Genomic DNA, 13,940 nt, shown 5'->3' on the forward strand with positions numbered 1-13,940 from the left:
GTCTGTCACCCACGAGGACCTCGTGGGTGACAGACTCCCCGGAGGGCTCCACAGCCTGACCCCCGCAGTGCAGATCGGACGAGGCGTCGATGAACACGAACCTGTCGTTCGACGACGGCTGGCGTGCCACGGTGACGGGCGACCCGCTCTCCGTCACTCCCCGCTTCGCGGGCGACTCCCTGTGCCTCGTGCAGCACGCGGACGTGAAGGAGCGGGAGCGGTTCGCCGCGGACACGTTCGGCAGCGGGCACCGGCTGTGGGACACGCCCGACGTCCTTCGCTTCGACCCGAGCAGCCGCAAGCTCGTCGGGGCCGAGTTCCCACTGCCGTACCTCTCCGCGTCGTCCGAGACCACCACTCGTGTTCCCGCGCTGCCTGCGGTACACCGGGCGGGGCTCCGGACCCGGCCCCGCCGTCGCCGGCCACCCGACGACTGCTCACCGAATGCCTGGACCTGCTCACCGAGCCGGTGGTCGACGCCCTGGTGGACGGTGACCCGTCCGCCCAGGCCCGTCTCCGCGCCGCCGAAACGGCGCTGCGCGCCCAGCGGGAGGACCGGCACCGGGCGATCGCGCTGCTGGAGCTGATCGCCACCTACGTGAACCACTACGGGCGCCCGTGACGGACGTGCCACGGGCCGCCTCGATGCCGGTGCGCGGTACGCAACCGCGGGTCAGCCCGTCCGGCCGCGCTTCTTCCGTTGGAAACCGTGAGCCAGCCGGGCCCGGCCCGGCGCACGTTGCTGCGGTACGGACCGGTCCGCGCCCGCGCTCGTGACACCGGCCGCTGTCAGTGCGGCGGTGAACAATGCGGGCATGGTCCAGACACTGCCGCTGCCCCTGCCCGCCGAGCTCGTCGACGAACACCAGATCGACCTCGCCGCCCCCTACACCAGCGGATGGGGTGTCGAGGCGGAGGACGTCCGGACCGCTCCCACGGGCGAGTTCTACGCCCTGTACACACTATGGCGAGCCGGGCCGGGCTTCCGGAAAGTCGCCGCGAGCCCCGCCGAGGAGCGGCTCACGTACGGGATCCTCACCCGGTACGCGCCCGACGGCACCGCGCTGAACACGGCGCTCTGTTGCCACGACCACCCCGACGGGACACCGTCGGCCGTGAAGTCGTCCGAGGACATGAGCCTCTGCGTCCTGCCCGACGGCAAGGTGGCGCTGTCCGGCAAACCGGACCGCACCCATGTGCTGACACCCGGGCTGGACACGGTCCTGGCCGCCTGGTCCATGCCGAACCGACCGTACGACGAAGGACCGCTGCCGGGCGACCCGTTCGTCACCTCGATGAGCGTCATGCCCTCGGGCCGGCTGCTCTGTGTGGCCACGGAGTACGGGACCCACCGGTACGGCAACAGCCTCCCCAACATCGTCGGTCTCGCCGAAACCGTCCCGGCCACGGGCCACAAGCCCGAGGTGCGCGCCCTGGTCTCCCTCGACGGCAGCCCGGCGCACCAGACCGCAGAGAACGACCTGCGGCCCCACGTGACCTACGCGGGCGCACCGGTCGGGCTCGGCAACCGGCCGCACTCGCTCGTCGACCATCTGCGGCGGGACACGGGGAACTCGTACGTCTGGGACCAGTCGCGGATGGGCAGGCCCGCGCCGATCGGCGCCGAGCTGTTCGTCGTGCCGGTCTTCGCCCGCACCTACCGGGGAGGCAGCCGCGGCCAGCCGCACGCGTTCCTGCTCGTCGACACCGACGGCCGGGTGACCGGCGGCCTCGGCGGAATGGAGCCGTGGAAGGACAGCCCCTTCACCGGGCACTGCTTCAACCTGGTCGCGGACCCGCACCGGGGCCACGCGTTCCACCTCAACCGGTACGGCCTGTTCGCGTGGACGGCGGACGGCTCGCTGCGGGCCAGACTCGCCACCGAGGAGCAGCAGTTCAAGGCGCTGACCCGGTTCACGCCGATGGAGGTCTCACCGGACGGCACACTCGTCCTGGTCCACAGGACCCAACACCTGATGCTGCGCATACCGATCCCCGACGACCTGACCGAACTCGGTCCGGTGGTGGCGGAGGCCCTCCGGATCCACACGAAACAGCGCACTGCGCTGAAGAAGGAGTGGGCGAAGGCGTGGGGCCCGGTCGTCAACTGGCACTGGGCGACGGGCGGAACACGGACGCACCGGCTCTGACGGGCCGCGCGGGTGAGCGGGGGCGGGCACTCGGGACGTGGTCGGCGGCCCGGCACCGGGGGCCGCCCCGAGCCCGGGGCGGCCCCCGGGCGGGCGGCGCCGTCACGGGGGTGCGGCCCCGTCAGGAGGTGAGTCCCCGGCTCCCTATGCCTGCGCGGCGCAGACGGGCGCGGCGGTGACGCACACGATGACGCTGTCGGAGTTGTCCGCCTGGTCGGGGTCGCTCTCGCTGCCGGTCACGGTGGCGGTGTGGGTGACCCGGCCGGGGGCGGTGGCCTTGGCCCGGAGGGTCAGGGTGGCGGTGGCGCCGTGGGCGAGGGCGCCGACGGCCCATCGACCGGTCGCCGGGTCGTAGGCCCCGGTGGAGGATTCGGCCGAGAGGAAGACGAGGGAGGCGGGGAGCTGGTCGGTGACGGTGACACCGGTCGCCGGGTTGGGGCCGGTGTTGCGGACGGTGATCCGGTAGGTCACGGTCTGCCCGACGGTGACGGTGGTCGCGTCGGCGGCCTTGGTCACGGTCAGGTCGGCTGCCGGGCGGACTTCGACGGACGTCTGGTTGGAGGTGGCGGTCAGTTGTTCCGGGGGCGCCGCGAGACGGTTCTCATAGGTGGCCGAGGCCGTGTTGGCGATCCGCCCGCCGCCGCTCGCGGCGTTCACGGTGACCTTGTACTCCACCGTGGTTCCCGCGGGCAGGGCGGCGGTGTTGGCCAGCGCGCCGCCCTGCGTCGCGGAGGCACCGGTGCCGAGCCGGAAGACCACCTTGTTGTCCGTGGCGTCGAAGTTCGCCTGGTCGTCGCCACTCTGGTCGGTCTTCGCGCCGGCGTTCGGCCCGTCCACGATGCGCAGCGAGCCGGGCACGAAGGTGGCGCCGGCCGGGACGGCGTCGGTCAGGACGAGGGCCTCGGCCGCGTCGCCGCCGGTGTTCGTCGCCTTGACGCGATAGGTGAGGACGCTGCCGACCTCCACCGGCCCCGCCGGGGAGACGGTCTTCTCCAGGACCACGACCGGGGCGGTCCCGAAGAAGACCCCGTCCAGGAAGTTCCCGGACGTCGCACCGCCGACGGAGGAGACGGATCGGAAGGCGAACCGGGTCAGCGTCTGGCCCGCCGGCACGGTGTAGGTCCCCGTGTAGAAGCCCCATGCGGTGTTGCCGTCGCTGAAGGTCCGCTGCTGGACCACGGCCCCCGGCGCGCCGATGTCCAGTGCCATGACATCCGTGCCCGCCCGCCCCCGGTGGTACAGCCGCCAGTAGAGCTTGGTCCCCGGCGTGGTCGGCAGATCCTGGTAGAGCGTGGACACCTGATACGCGTTCAGCTCGGCGAATTGGGAGCCCACGGCGGACGGGACGCCGTTGTGGCCGGAGCGCCAGAGCTCGATCAGATGGTCGGTCGCGGTGGTGATCCAGCCGGGGACCTTCCTGGCCTGCGACTGGGTCGAGTCCGGCAGGTACTCGAAGGTGGCGTTGAGGACCGGCTCTTCGAAGCCGCCGTTGACCAGGGCGACCCGGAGCGGAGTGGACGGAGGCGTGGTCACAGTTCTTCCCCTTGTTTCGGCGCTGCTGGGGTGCGTCCGGACGGCCGGACCACGGGCACGGTCCCGGCGGAGCCGGGACCGATGGAGGATCAGAGCACAGTCGGAGAGGCACGAAAAGCGACGCTGACGGCTCCTCGCCAAACCGCCCGCACCGGGTTTGCCGGACGGCTTCACCGACGCCGTCGCACAGCCTTCTCCCTTCGTGCTTCACCCCCGTCACAGGGAGCGCACTTCTGACTGCCGCCCCTCTCTCAAACGCCCGAAAACGTCCCCGCGCTGCTCCTTGAGCGCCCTTCGAAAGAGTGGTTTGCCGAACGCCGAGCCGGTTCCGGAGCGCACCCCGCCGAGGAGCCCGGGACCTCGACGTACGTGCGCACGGCCCGACGCGGACATGCGGTACGTGACCATCGACGATGTGCGCTGGCGCCGGTCCGGAGGGAAACGGTGATCACCACGGGCAGGGGCCGACATCCGCTCCCGGAGCCGTCGGCACCGCACGACACCGGGCCCGTGCTGCGGTTCCTCCCGGTGGGAAGGGCGGCTGGCCCGGTCTCCGGAGCCTCGGAACCCCACCCGCGTTTCCGGGACACGGGCCGTGAGTCCGGCGCTGGTAAAGTCGGAGGCCACGCTCGCAGACAACCGGGGCCCGTGCCGGACAAGGCACGGGCCCCGGCCCGTTCAGGGCACCGAACTGAGGAAGGACCCCATGAAGGCGAAGCAGCCGTCCTCCGGCCGCTCCGGACCAGGCAGGTCCGACCAGGGGAGGGCCCCGCGGGGCGAGCTCTCCGTGCCGGGGACGTCGGCCCCCGGCCTTCCGCCGGCCGTGTCCTTCGCGGAGCTGGAGCTGCCGGTCGAGCTGATGAGGGTGCTGGCGGAGCTCGGGGTACGGGATCCGTTCCCGATCCAGGCGGCCGTCCTGCCCAGCGCGCTGGCCGGCCGGGACGTCCTGGGCCGCGCGCGGACCGGATCGGGGAAGACCCTCGCCTTCGGGCTGGCGCTCCTCGCCCGCACGGCGGGCCATCGCGCCGAACCGAAGCGCCCTCTCGCGCTGGTCCTGGTGCCGACGAGGGAACTCGCGCAGCAGGTGAGCGAGGTGCTGGCTCCCTATGCGGAGGCGCTCGGACTACGGTCGGTGACCGTGGTGGGCGGGCTGGCGATCAACCGGCAGGCGGCGGCGCTCCGGGCGGGTGCCGAGGTCGTGGTGGCGACGCCGGGACGGCTGGCCGATCTCGTCGCCCGGCGGGACTGCCACCTGGACCGGGTACGGATCGCGGTGCTGGACGAGGCGGACCAGATGTGCGACATGGGCTTCCTGCCACAGGTCTCGCAGACCCTGGACCTGGTTCCCCGCGGCGGGCAGCGGATGCTGTTCTCCGCGACGCTCGACCGCAACGTCGATCAACTGGTCAGGCACCATCTGAGTGAGCCGGTGCTCGCCACGGTCGACCGGGCGGAGGGTTCGGTCGCGACGATGGAGCACCACGTGCTGCACGTCCATCCTGCCGACAAGTACGCGACAGCCACCGAGATCGCGGCCCGGGACGGACGGGTGCTGATGTTCCTGGACACCAAGCACGCCGTGGATCAGTTCACCCGCCATCTGCGGAGCAGCGGCATCACCGCGGGTGCTCTGCACAGCGGGAAGTCGCAGCCGCAGCGCACGCACACGCTGGCCCGGTTCAAGGACGGCGCGATCACGGTGCTGGTGGCCACCAACGTCGCTGCCCGTGGCATCCACGTCGAGCACCTGGACCTCGTCGTCAACGTCGATCCGCCCGCCGAACCCAAGGACTACCTCCACCGCGGCGGGCGCACCGCGCGCGCCGGCGAGTCCGGCCGCGTGGTCACACTGGTCACGCCCGGCCAGCGCCGGGACGTGAACCGGATGATGGCGGATGCCGGCATCCGGCCCACGGTTACCCAGGTTCGCTCCGGCGAGGAGAGGCTGACCACCCTCACCGGCGCGAAGCGCCCGCCGGTGCAGGACAAGGCAAAGACCGGCAACGCGGCGTTCCGGGGTCTGGGCACCCACGCGGGCCGCCCGCCGAAGGAATCCCGGAAGGCCGCGGAGGCGCGCATGCTGGCGGAGGCCCGCAAGGCCGGCCGGGTGCGCAAGGCCCACTGACGGGCGGTGCGCGCCGCCGCGGTCAGCGGACACCAGGAGGCAACCCACTGCCTCACGTCGAGTGCACGTCAAGGAGTGCCGATGGCAGACAGGGTCCATCAACCCCAGGAGGACGCCGAATTCGCGTTCATCCTGGCGCGGGCGGACGTCCCGGTGCTCGCGTACTTCCACGGCGTGTGGCCCAAGGCCGTGGCAGCGTGCAAGGAGATGGAGCCCCTGGTGCGGGAGGTGGCCGACGCATACCAGGGGCGGCTGATCGTCGTGCGGGCCGACATCGCCAGGTGCCCCGGCCCGGTACGGCGGTACGGCGTCACCGGAGCGCCCTCCTTCGTGCTGATCGATCGGGGCGAGGCGACCACGGCCGGGAGCGGCCCGATGACCGGGGCCGCGCTCGGGGAGTTCCTGGACGACCACCTGTGAGCAGGCCACCTGCTGGCTGGCGAGAAACACCAGGTCAGCCCGTGCGCCCCCGCTTCTTCAGCTGCCCCGGCGGGAGTGCGGGGGAGGGCAGCGGCGCACCGTCGTACCCCTTCACCTCACCGAAGCGCGTGCCGTCCGCCCAGTCCCGGCGCGCCTGTACGATCTCCTCGTTGCTTCGTCCGACGAAGTTCCACCACATGATCAACTCCTCGGCGAACGGCTCTCCGCCGAGGAGCATCAGGCCCGCGTCGGACTCCGCGCGCAGCGGCAGCTCGGACCGGCCGCAGCCCAGGTAGAGCATCGAACCGGGGAGCACGGGGACACCGTCGACCCGGACCTCCCCCGACATGGCCAACACGCCGTACTCGAAGTCGGGCACCAGCGGCAACCGCACATCGGCCCCGGCCGCGAGCGCGAGGTCGGCGCCCACGATCGGGGTGTACGTCGTGCCCGGTGAGCGGGAGCCGTCGAGGTCGCCCAGGATCACGGTCGCCGTCAGACCGGGGGCCGTGACCGTGGGAAGCGCGCTGTGGTGCTCGAAGTGCGGCTCCACATGGCGGTCACTGTCGGGGAGCGCCACCCAGAGCTGCGCGCCGTGCAGGAAACGGGCGTGGGACTTCGGTGACTCCTCCGAGTGGCTGATCGCCCGACCGGAGGTCATCAGGCCCAGCTCGCGCGGCCGGATCGTCTGGAGGCTTCCGGTGCTGTCGCGGTGCAGCACTTCGCCCTGGTGCAGCCAGCTCACGGTCTGGAGCCCCATGTGCGGATGCGGGGGCACCTGCATGCCCGGCTCGTCCGCGATGTCGTCGGGGCCGTAGTGGTCGACGAAGGCCCAGGCGCCGATCATGCGCCGGCCGAGGTTGGGCAGGAGCCGTCGGACCTCGGTGGACTCGCCGAGCTGTACGCGACGCGGGCTCAGCAGTTCGCGAACGGGTTCGGCGACGACGAATCCCCGGCCTCCACAGAGCGCGGGTTCCGGTGCGCGGTCAAGGTTGCTCATGTCGGACAACTTAGCGGAGCGGCGCGAACGGGGACCGGTGCCCCGGCCCGGTCCGCGGGGACCGAAGGAGCCGGGACGCCGCTCAGGCGTCGAGCGGCAGTTCGAGGAGTTCCGCCGGGGGTCGGAATCCGTGCCGCCGGTAGAGGGGGTCGCTCCGCTCCGACGGCCAGACGACCAGGGTGTCGAGCGGGGCGCTGCGTGCGTACCGGGCCACGGCGGTGAGGAGCGCCGAGCCGGCTCCCCCGTTGCGCCGCGAGGGCGTGACGTAGAAGTTCGTCACATAGCCCAGGGGGGCGTTGTCGCCGTACGGCTCCGGCACCTTCTCGACCAGGTGGAGGAACACCTGGCCGAAGACCTCGCCGTCCGACTCGGCGACCCAGGCCAGCCAGGTGCCGTGGTCGAGCCGGTCGCGGATCCACTGCACGGCCTCCTCCGGTGGGCCGACCGGAGCGGGGCGCCGTCCTTCGTGGTCTTCGTGCTTGAACGCCCAACGCAGTGCGGCCAGCGGGCCGGCGTCGGCGGGGCGAGCCGGGCGCACGGTGAAGTGGGAGGACATGGGGCGAGTCTCGCTGATGCACCGTCAGCGGCGCAGGGGATTTCCTGCGGGTGCCGCCGGACGCGGGCCGCCGCCCCCTCGCCCCGGGCCCGATGCAGCCGGGAGTACCGGCCCGGCCGGTCAGTGGAGCATCCCGCCGGGCCGTAAACTCGCCGGATGGCGAAGTACTTCGACGTGCACCCCGAGAACCCCCAGCGGCGCATGATCAGCACGGTGACCGACAGCATCCGGTCCGGTGCGCTGATCGCGTACCCCACGGACTCCTGCTACGCGCTGGGCTGCCAGGTGGGCAACCGTGAGGGCCTCGCCCGGATCCGGTCCATCCGGCAGCTCGACGACCGGCACCACTTCACCCTCGTGTGTCAGAACTTCGCCCAGTTGGGGCAGTTCGTGCACATCGACAACAATGTGTTCCGTGCCGTCAAGGCGGCGACGCCCGGCCGGTACACCTTCATCCTGCCGGCCACGAAGGAGGTGCCGCGCCAACTGCTGCACCCCAAGAAGAAGACGGTCGGGGTCCGCATCCCGGATCACGCGGTCACCCAGGCCCTGCTCGCCGACCTCGGGGAGCCGCTGCTGTCCAGCACCCTGCTCCTGCCGGGGGAGGAGGAGCCGCTGACCCAGGGCTGGGAGATCAAGGAACGCCTCGAACACGTCCTGGACGTGGTGGTGGACTCGGGGGACTGCGGGACCGAGCCGACGACGGTCGTCGACTTCTCGGACGGCGAGCCCGAGATCGTCCGACTGGGTGCCGGCGACCCCGACCGTTTCGCCTGACCCGGTCGGAGGGGGTGGGCCCCGTCACGACCGGGCCGCCCACCCGTCAGGACGGCCGGGGGACACCGGGCAGCGGGAGCCGCAGCCCGATCCGTTCGAGGAGGAGCAGCCCGCCGACCCCGGCCGCCGTCCAACCGGCGAGGACGAGGGCGCCGACGAGCACGCCGTCGCCGTGGAAGTAGGCGAGCCCGTTGACGGCCCGCACCCCCACGCCCACCGGAAGCACCTCGGAGAACGGCGCGAGCCACGAGGGCAGGAACTCGGCGGGCAGACTGCCTCCGCTGGTCGCGTTGCCGACCGTCATGAAGACGACGGCGGCGGCACTCGACCCCAACACGCCGAGCGCCCGCACCAACAGCATGGTGGCGGCGCCGACCGCCATGGCGACGAGCGCCACCAGCGCGGCGACCCCGGCGAACGGGGCGGGCAGCGCACCGAACGCCGAGACGACGAAGGCCACGGCCAAGCCCCCGACGATCCCGAACGCCGCGAGTCCGGCCAGCCGCCGCCGCATGGACACCCCCGGGGCGAGTTGGTAGGTCATGATCCCGAACAGGTACCCGGCCAGGACCAGTCCGAAGGTCGTGTAGAAGACCGCGAGGCCACGGGTGTCCTGCGGTGAGGCGGGAACGACATCGGTCACCTCCAGCCGCTGACCGTCCTCCTCGGCGAGTTGCCCCAGTCCGGTGGTCACCAGCGTGGTGACCGCCGGTCCGTGCGCCCCCGCGTGGAGCAGTTCCGCACCGCCGGGGCCGGGTACGTACGCGGCGAACACCTCGCCGTGCTCGACGGCGTCCCGGGCCGCCTGCCGGTCCGCGACCGCCGCCACGCGGAAGGTGTCCGACGGCGGGTCCGGCATCCGGTCCGCGATCTGCTGGGCCGTCGCCGCGGTACCGACGACGGCCACCGGCAGGTCGCGGGCCACCGGGGCGTGGAAGGCGGAGAGGTAGACGCTGATGAAGATGGCGCCGATGGCCACGGCGACGGTCACCGGCAGCAGCACCGGCCGCGCGGCGCTGCCCGCCCGGCGGGCGAGGGTGCGCCGTTCCGGCCGGGGCGGCACGGCGGGCGGGGGGCGCTCCTCCGTGCGGAGCGCGCTGGGCGGTGTGTCGGGCATGCTGTCCGTTCCTCAGGTGGAGTGGCCGGCCGCGCGGGCGTGCCCGGCCGCCGAGGGGCTGTTCCGTAGGGCCGAGCGGCCCTCGGTCAGCCCGGTGCCTGCGCGGTCTTCGCTGGTCTCGCGGTCTTTGCCTCGGCGAGCGCCCGGGCCACGGGCACCACGTCGCCCACGGCCATCTCGATGCGCTCGTAGACCTCGGGGTTGAGGATCGTCGTGCCGTCGAAGTCACCGGCGCTGAGGTAGATGCCGGCCGGCGCGGTCCACGCCTGGAGGAAGCCGAACAGGGGCCGCATGGCGTGCTCGATGACCAGCGCGTGGCGGTCGCTGCCGCCGGTCGCGGCGAGCAGCACCGGTGTGGCGGCGAGTCCGTAGGGGTCCACCAGGTCGAAGAAGTGCTTGAACAGCCCGGTGTACGAGCCGCGGAAGACGGGGGTCGCCGCGATGACGAGATCGGCTTCCTCCACTGCGCGCAGTGCGTCTTCGGCATCCGCGCCGAGCCCGTCCCGTTCCACGGTGGTGGCGAACGCCGGACCGAGGGCGTGCAGTTCGACGAGTCGGCTTTCGGTGTCGGTCCGTGCCTCCAGCGTCCGGAGGATCAGTTCGACCAGGGCCGTGGTCTTCGACGGTGAACTGAGGGTGCCGACCACGGCGGTCACCCGCAGGGGGCGGCTCATGACGCCACCTTCGTCCCGGACGCCGCGAGGGCGGCGATCTCCTTGCGGACGACGGGTGCCACCTCGGAGCCGAGCAGTTCGATGGACCGGAGGGCCTCGCGCTGCGGCAGGTTGCCGAAGCCCAGCTGGATCATCATCCGGTCGTGCCGGAAGAGTGCGTACTGCGCCATGATCTTGTCGATGACCTCCTGTGCGCTGCCCAGGAAGAAGGCCCCGGCTTCGGTGGCCTGTGCCTCGTAGGCCGGCTTCGGCATCGGGACGCCCTGGCCGCGCTGGTGGTGGTTGGCCATCCAGCCCGCCTGGAAGTACGGGTGCGACACCTCGATCGCCTCCTGGTGGGTGCGGGCGACGAAACCCGGGGAGTTCACCGACACCTTGAGCACGTCCGGGTCGTGTCCGGCCTGCGCCGCCGCCGACCGGTACAGCTCGACGAACGGGGCGAACTGTCGGTAGCTACCGCCGATGATCGCCAGCGACAGCGGGAGGCCGAGCCGTCCGGCACGGACCACCGAGGCGGGGGTGCCGCCGACGGCCACCCAGACGGGCAGCTCGCGGTCCGGACGCGGAGTGATGTCGGCGTCCACCAGCGCCGGTCGCAGCGCGCCCCGCCAGGTGACGGGGTTCTCCTCGCGCAGCTTGAGCAGGAGGTCCAGCTTCTGTGCGAACAGTTCGGAGTACTCGCTCAGGTCGTAGCCGAAGACGGGGAAGGACTCGATGTAGGAGCCGCGTCCGGCGATGATCTCGGCACGCCCGCCGGACAGCAGGTCGAGGGTCGCGAACTGCTGGAACACCCGGACCGGGTCGTCGGAGCTGAGCACGGTGACCGCGCTGGAGAGCTTGATGGAGCGGGTGTTCTCCGCCATCGCCGCCAGGACGACGGCGGGGGAGGAGACCACGAAGTCGGTGCGGTGGTGCTCGCCGACCGCGAAGACGTCCAGGCCCGCCTCGTCGGCGGTCTTCGCCTGTTCGACGAGTTCCCGCAGCCGGGGCCCGGGGGCGGGCGGCTGACCCGTCACGGGGTCGGGCGTCAGCTCACCGAAGTGGTAGATGCCGAGTTCAAAAGCCATGAGAGGTTCTCTCCGCTGGTCAGGTCCGGTTAGATCGTTAGTTGCGCAACGAACAACATGGAGAGTGTGTGGAAGTATTCCGCCAGGTCGGGGCGGGTCCGACGCGAGCGCCCGGGGTCAGACGTGGATGCCGAGCCGGTCCAGCGGCTCCAGCAGCTCGTCCTCCTCGTAGCCGAGGTGGGAGGAGAGCGTGCGGTCGAGGACGGCGGTGAGGCGTTCCACCTCGTCCGGTCCACCCCCACCGTGGACCAGGGCGACCAGGGCCGCGTCGAGTCGTGCCAAGGTCTCGGCGATGACCTCGTGCTCCTGCTCCAGCCGCTCGACCACGGGCCCGAGGGACGCCTGTCGTTCCCGTAGCTCGGGGAACATGAACTGGTCCTCGATGGTGTGGTGCAGGGTGAGGGTGCGGCTGTACGCCGTGCAGAAGGCGCCCAGCGTCCGGTAGTTGCGGGTCAGGCCGAGCCGGTTGATCTCGGACCGCGCGTCGGCGGCGTCCAGCCGGCCGGCCGCGACCTCCTGTACGGCGTCCCGGATGCGGCGCATCTCGCGGCGGAGGCCCTGGTGGATGAGCTTCAGCCGGGTGCCGGTGCCACCGGGCACGGGTGGTGCCGGAGCCGGGTGCTTGGGCGCCCTGGGACGGGTCGACTCGTCCAGCAGGTCGACGGGTCCGGCCGGGTCAGGGGGCGGCGGCGCCACGGGTGCCGCAACGAGCGGGACGGCGGGCGTGCCGGAACGCGCGCCGGGGTCGGAGTCGGTCATGGGTGTGCCTTGTCGTCTGCGGCGCGCGCCCGGCTCCTGGGGGGCGTCGGGGGGCGCGCGGGTGGGGACGGCTCAGCAGGCGTCGGCACCGTCGTCGAAGCCGAGGGTGCGCCAGATGTCCGCGAGGGAGGCCAACTGTTCCTCGCTGAGCCGGTCGAGGAACTCGCGCCGGAGGTTGGTGAGATGCACCTTCCGCGCCCGCCGGTACGCCTTCTTGCCGCCTTCGGTGAGGACGGCGTCGAAGCCGCGCGCATCGGTGGGGCACTTCTCCCGTACGACCAGGCCCTGGCGTTCCAGGTCGTCGACGATGCGGGTGAGACCGCTGCGACTGATCAGCAGGGAAGCGGCGATGTCCTTCATCCGCAGCCGCCCCTCGGGGGACTCGGCCAGGGTCAGCAGGACCTCGAAGGAGGACATCGGCAGCCGTTCGGCCGCGACCAGCTCCGCGTCCAGGGTGCGCAGCAGGCGCAGGTGGGTGGAGAGCAGGCCCAGCCAGACGGCGCGCTCCGTGGGGTTGAGCGGGCGCGAGGGCGAGGCGGGGGCGCCGGCGCGCTCCGCTGACCCGGTCTCGGTGTTCAGGCTCATGGCCCCTCCCAGCTGGTGTGTTCCACGACGAATGATAGGCGGGGCCACGTGGGGGACGGCCCGGCTGAGGGTGCCGCCGGGCCGTCCGGTCACCATCCGGGGTCAGGCGCGGGGCTGCGGCAGGATCAGCTTCTCGAAGCCGGAGACCATGCCGTACTCCAGCCGCAGGGCCTCCAGGACCGAGTAGGCGTGGTACTTGGTCATGACGTCCGCACCGGCGAGCCGCTGGGCCCAGGTCTGACCGTTGTCGGTGACCTTCTCCAGGGTCTTCTTGGTGACGTAGTTGGTCATCTCGTTGAAGTAGTTCTCCCAGAGCACCCAGGCGTTGCTGAATCCGAGGCGCTCGATGTACTCCAGCTCCTGCCCGTGGTCGAGGGCCTCCTTGGAGAACTCGATGATGTCGTTGGTGTAGTCCCGCGACGCCTTGGCGTCCTCGGGGGTGCCGTACCGGTTGACGTGGCCCGAGACGACGCCCTTGAAGTCGTACTGCAGGATCCAGTCGTGGGCCTCGGCCCAGCCACGGATGTTCTCCGAGGCGTCGCAGTGCTTGAAGGCGCTCCATCCGGGACTGATGATGTCGATCGCGGCCAGCGCCTTCTGCTGGGGCGCGTAGATGAAGATGTTGCCGGGGGTGTGGTTCACGCCGTGGTAGTCGAGGTCGAAGCGGACGCCGTTGACGACGAGGCTGTCGCTGCTGGTGATCGTCTCGGTGGGAACGGGTATGCCCTGCTCGCCGCCGAGGTCGGGCCAGCGCTCGATCATCTCGCGGGTGTAGTCGTGCGCGATGACCTTGGGCTTGGCGTCGGCGAAGATGCCCGCGGCCCCGATGTGGTCGGAGTGCCAGTGGCTGTAGATCAGGTGGGTGACCGGCTCGTCGGTGACCTCGGCGATCGCGCGGTTCAGGTTCTCCCCGAGGAGCGGCGGGGCGTCGACCACGACGACCCCGTTGCCGGTGCGGACGAACATCGTGTCGTACGCGCCCGACGTCACGTAGTACGCGCCGTCGTTGATCTCCTCGACGTGGTAGCCCTTGGTGAGCCGGCCGGGGAGGAACAGCGCGCCGTACCCGTCCGCGGGGATGGGGCGGTAGTCGGCGAGCGTGTTGAGCGGCATGCCGGCCGCGCCCAGCTGGTGACGGTCGGTCGGGGTGCCGGGCTTCTGCTGGTCGTTCATGGTG

Annotated in this window: 14 protein-coding genes; 5 read left to right on the forward strand and 9 right to left on the reverse strand. The window is 71.6% G+C overall.

All coding sequences use genetic code 11. From position 1 onward, the window contains the following. The first annotated feature begins 469 nt into the window (after positions 1 to 469). Both ACFWIA_RS32310 and ACFWIA_RS32315 read left to right on the forward strand, forming a co-directional pair. Positions 470 to 622 (forward strand): hypothetical protein, encoded by a 153-nt coding sequence (locus ACFWIA_RS32310; protein WP_387010813.1) that lies wholly within the window; start codon positions 470 to 472, stop codon positions 620 to 622. 193 nt (positions 623 to 815) lie between these two features. Then, positions 816 to 2,150: a hypothetical protein gene (locus ACFWIA_RS32315; protein ID WP_387010814.1), complete on the forward strand. Its 1,335-nt coding sequence runs from the start codon at positions 816 to 818 to the stop codon at positions 2,148 to 2,150. A gap of 144 nt (positions 2,151 to 2,294) precedes the next feature. Here ACFWIA_RS32315 and ACFWIA_RS32320 read toward each other — a convergent pair whose 3' ends face one another. After that, a complete protein-coding gene (locus tag ACFWIA_RS32320) occupies positions 2,295 to 3,683 on the reverse strand; it encodes an isopeptide-forming domain-containing fimbrial protein (RefSeq protein ID WP_387010815.1) in 1,389 nt (462 codons plus the stop codon). A 706-nt stretch (positions 3,684 to 4,389) separates the two neighbouring features. On the opposite strand from ACFWIA_RS32320, the gene ACFWIA_RS32325 reads away from it, so the two are divergent. Beyond that, complete coding sequence (locus ACFWIA_RS32325) at positions 4,390 to 5,808, forward strand: DEAD/DEAH box helicase (RefSeq protein WP_387010816.1); 1,419 nt, start codon at positions 4,390 to 4,392, stop codon at positions 5,806 to 5,808. A gap of 81 nt (positions 5,809 to 5,889) precedes the next feature. Next, a complete protein-coding gene (locus tag ACFWIA_RS32330) occupies positions 5,890 to 6,228 on the forward strand; it encodes a thioredoxin family protein (RefSeq protein WP_387010817.1) in 339 nt (112 codons plus the stop codon). 34 nt (positions 6,229 to 6,262) lie between these two features. Here the strand turns inward: ACFWIA_RS32330 and ACFWIA_RS32335 are convergent, their stop codons facing one another. Both ACFWIA_RS32335 and ACFWIA_RS32340 read right to left on the reverse strand, forming a co-directional pair. Further along, positions 6,263 to 7,228 carry a pirin family protein gene (locus ACFWIA_RS32335; protein ID WP_387010818.1) on the reverse strand — a complete coding sequence of 322 codons (966 nt, stop codon included), beginning with the start codon at positions 7,226 to 7,228 and terminating at the stop codon, positions 6,263 to 6,265. An 82-nt stretch (positions 7,229 to 7,310) separates the two neighbouring features. After that, positions 7,311 to 7,784: a GNAT family N-acetyltransferase gene (locus ACFWIA_RS32340; protein WP_387010819.1), complete on the reverse strand. Its 474-nt coding sequence runs from the start codon at positions 7,782 to 7,784 to the stop codon at positions 7,311 to 7,313. 156 nt (positions 7,785 to 7,940) lie between these two features. On the opposite strand from ACFWIA_RS32340, the gene ACFWIA_RS32345 reads away from it, so the two are divergent. Next, positions 7,941 to 8,561, forward strand: a complete 621-nt coding sequence (locus ACFWIA_RS32345; protein ID WP_387010820.1) for an L-threonylcarbamoyladenylate synthase — start codon at positions 7,941 to 7,943, stop codon at positions 8,559 to 8,561. 46 nt (positions 8,562 to 8,607) lie between these two features. Here the strand turns inward: ACFWIA_RS32345 and ACFWIA_RS32350 are convergent, their stop codons facing one another. The 6 genes from ACFWIA_RS32350 to ACFWIA_RS32375 form a co-directional block, all read right to left on the reverse strand. Then, positions 8,608 to 9,678: an ABC transporter permease gene (locus tag ACFWIA_RS32350; RefSeq protein WP_387010821.1), complete on the reverse strand. Its 1,071-nt coding sequence runs from the start codon at positions 9,676 to 9,678 to the stop codon at positions 8,608 to 8,610. A gap of 86 nt (positions 9,679 to 9,764) precedes the next feature. Further along, entirely contained in the window at positions 9,765 to 10,352 is a 588-nt protein-coding gene (locus tag ACFWIA_RS32355; protein WP_387010822.1) for an NAD(P)H-dependent oxidoreductase, read from the reverse strand. Then, on the reverse strand, positions 10,349 to 11,419 hold the full coding sequence (locus ACFWIA_RS32360; RefSeq protein WP_387010823.1) for an LLM class flavin-dependent oxidoreductase: 1,071 nt from the start codon (positions 11,417 to 11,419) through the stop codon (positions 10,349 to 10,351). The genes ACFWIA_RS32355 and ACFWIA_RS32360 overlap by 4 nt, the downstream gene beginning before the upstream one ends. A 117-nt stretch (positions 11,420 to 11,536) precedes the next feature. Next, positions 11,537 to 12,178 (reverse strand): hemerythrin domain-containing protein, encoded by a 642-nt coding sequence (locus tag ACFWIA_RS32365; protein WP_387010824.1) that lies wholly within the window; start codon positions 12,176 to 12,178, stop codon positions 11,537 to 11,539. 72 nt (positions 12,179 to 12,250) lie between these two features. Continuing rightward, on the reverse strand, positions 12,251 to 12,763 hold the full coding sequence (locus ACFWIA_RS32370) for a MarR family winged helix-turn-helix transcriptional regulator (RefSeq protein WP_387010825.1): 513 nt from the start codon (positions 12,761 to 12,763) through the stop codon (positions 12,251 to 12,253). Between the two features lie 102 nt (positions 12,764 to 12,865). Continuing rightward, entirely contained in the window at positions 12,866 to 13,936 is a 1,071-nt protein-coding gene (locus ACFWIA_RS32375; protein WP_387010826.1) for an MBL fold metallo-hydrolase, read from the reverse strand. Between the last annotated feature and the right edge of the window lie 4 nt (positions 13,937 to 13,940).

Source organism: Streptomyces sp. NPDC127068 (genome assembly GCF_042724695.1).
Taxonomy (GTDB): domain Bacteria; phylum Actinomycetota; class Actinomycetes; order Streptomycetales; family Streptomycetaceae; genus Streptomyces.

Bases quoted from the DNA above. Each gene is read 5' to 3' on its own strand.
- ACFWIA_RS32315 (WP_387010814.1), top strand. From the start codon at position 816: ATGGTCCAGACACTGCCGCTGCCCCTGCCCGCCGAGCTCGTCGACGAA.
- ACFWIA_RS32325 (WP_387010816.1), top strand. From the start codon at position 4,390: ATGAAGGCGAAGCAGCCGTCCTCCGGCCGCTCCGGACCAGGCAGGTCC.
- ACFWIA_RS32330 (WP_387010817.1), top strand. From the start codon at position 5,890: ATGGCAGACAGGGTCCATCAACCCCAGGAGGACGCCGAATTCGCGTTC.
- ACFWIA_RS32335 (WP_387010818.1), bottom strand. From the start codon at position 7,228: ATGAGCAACCTTGACCGCGCACCGGAACCCGCGCTCTGTGGAGGCCGG.
- ACFWIA_RS32340 (WP_387010819.1), bottom strand. From the start codon at position 7,784: ATGTCCTCCCACTTCACCGTGCGCCCGGCTCGCCCCGCCGACGCCGGC.
- ACFWIA_RS32345 (WP_387010820.1), top strand. From the start codon at position 7,941: ATGGCGAAGTACTTCGACGTGCACCCCGAGAACCCCCAGCGGCGCATG.
- ACFWIA_RS32350 (WP_387010821.1), bottom strand. From the start codon at position 9,678: ATGCCCGACACACCGCCCAGCGCGCTCCGCACGGAGGAGCGCCCCCCG.
- ACFWIA_RS32355 (WP_387010822.1), bottom strand. From the start codon at position 10,352: ATGAGCCGCCCCCTGCGGGTGACCGCCGTGGTCGGCACCCTCAGTTCA.
- ACFWIA_RS32360 (WP_387010823.1), bottom strand. From the start codon at position 11,419: ATGGCTTTTGAACTCGGCATCTACCACTTCGGTGAGCTGACGCCCGAC.
- ACFWIA_RS32365 (WP_387010824.1), bottom strand. From the start codon at position 12,178: ATGACCGACTCCGACCCCGGCGCGCGTTCCGGCACGCCCGCCGTCCCG.
- ACFWIA_RS32370 (WP_387010825.1), bottom strand. From the start codon at position 12,763: ATGAGCCTGAACACCGAGACCGGGTCAGCGGAGCGCGCCGGCGCCCCC.
- ACFWIA_RS32375 (WP_387010826.1), bottom strand. From the start codon at position 13,936: ATGAACGACCAGCAGAAGCCCGGCACCCCGACCGACCGTCACCAGCTG.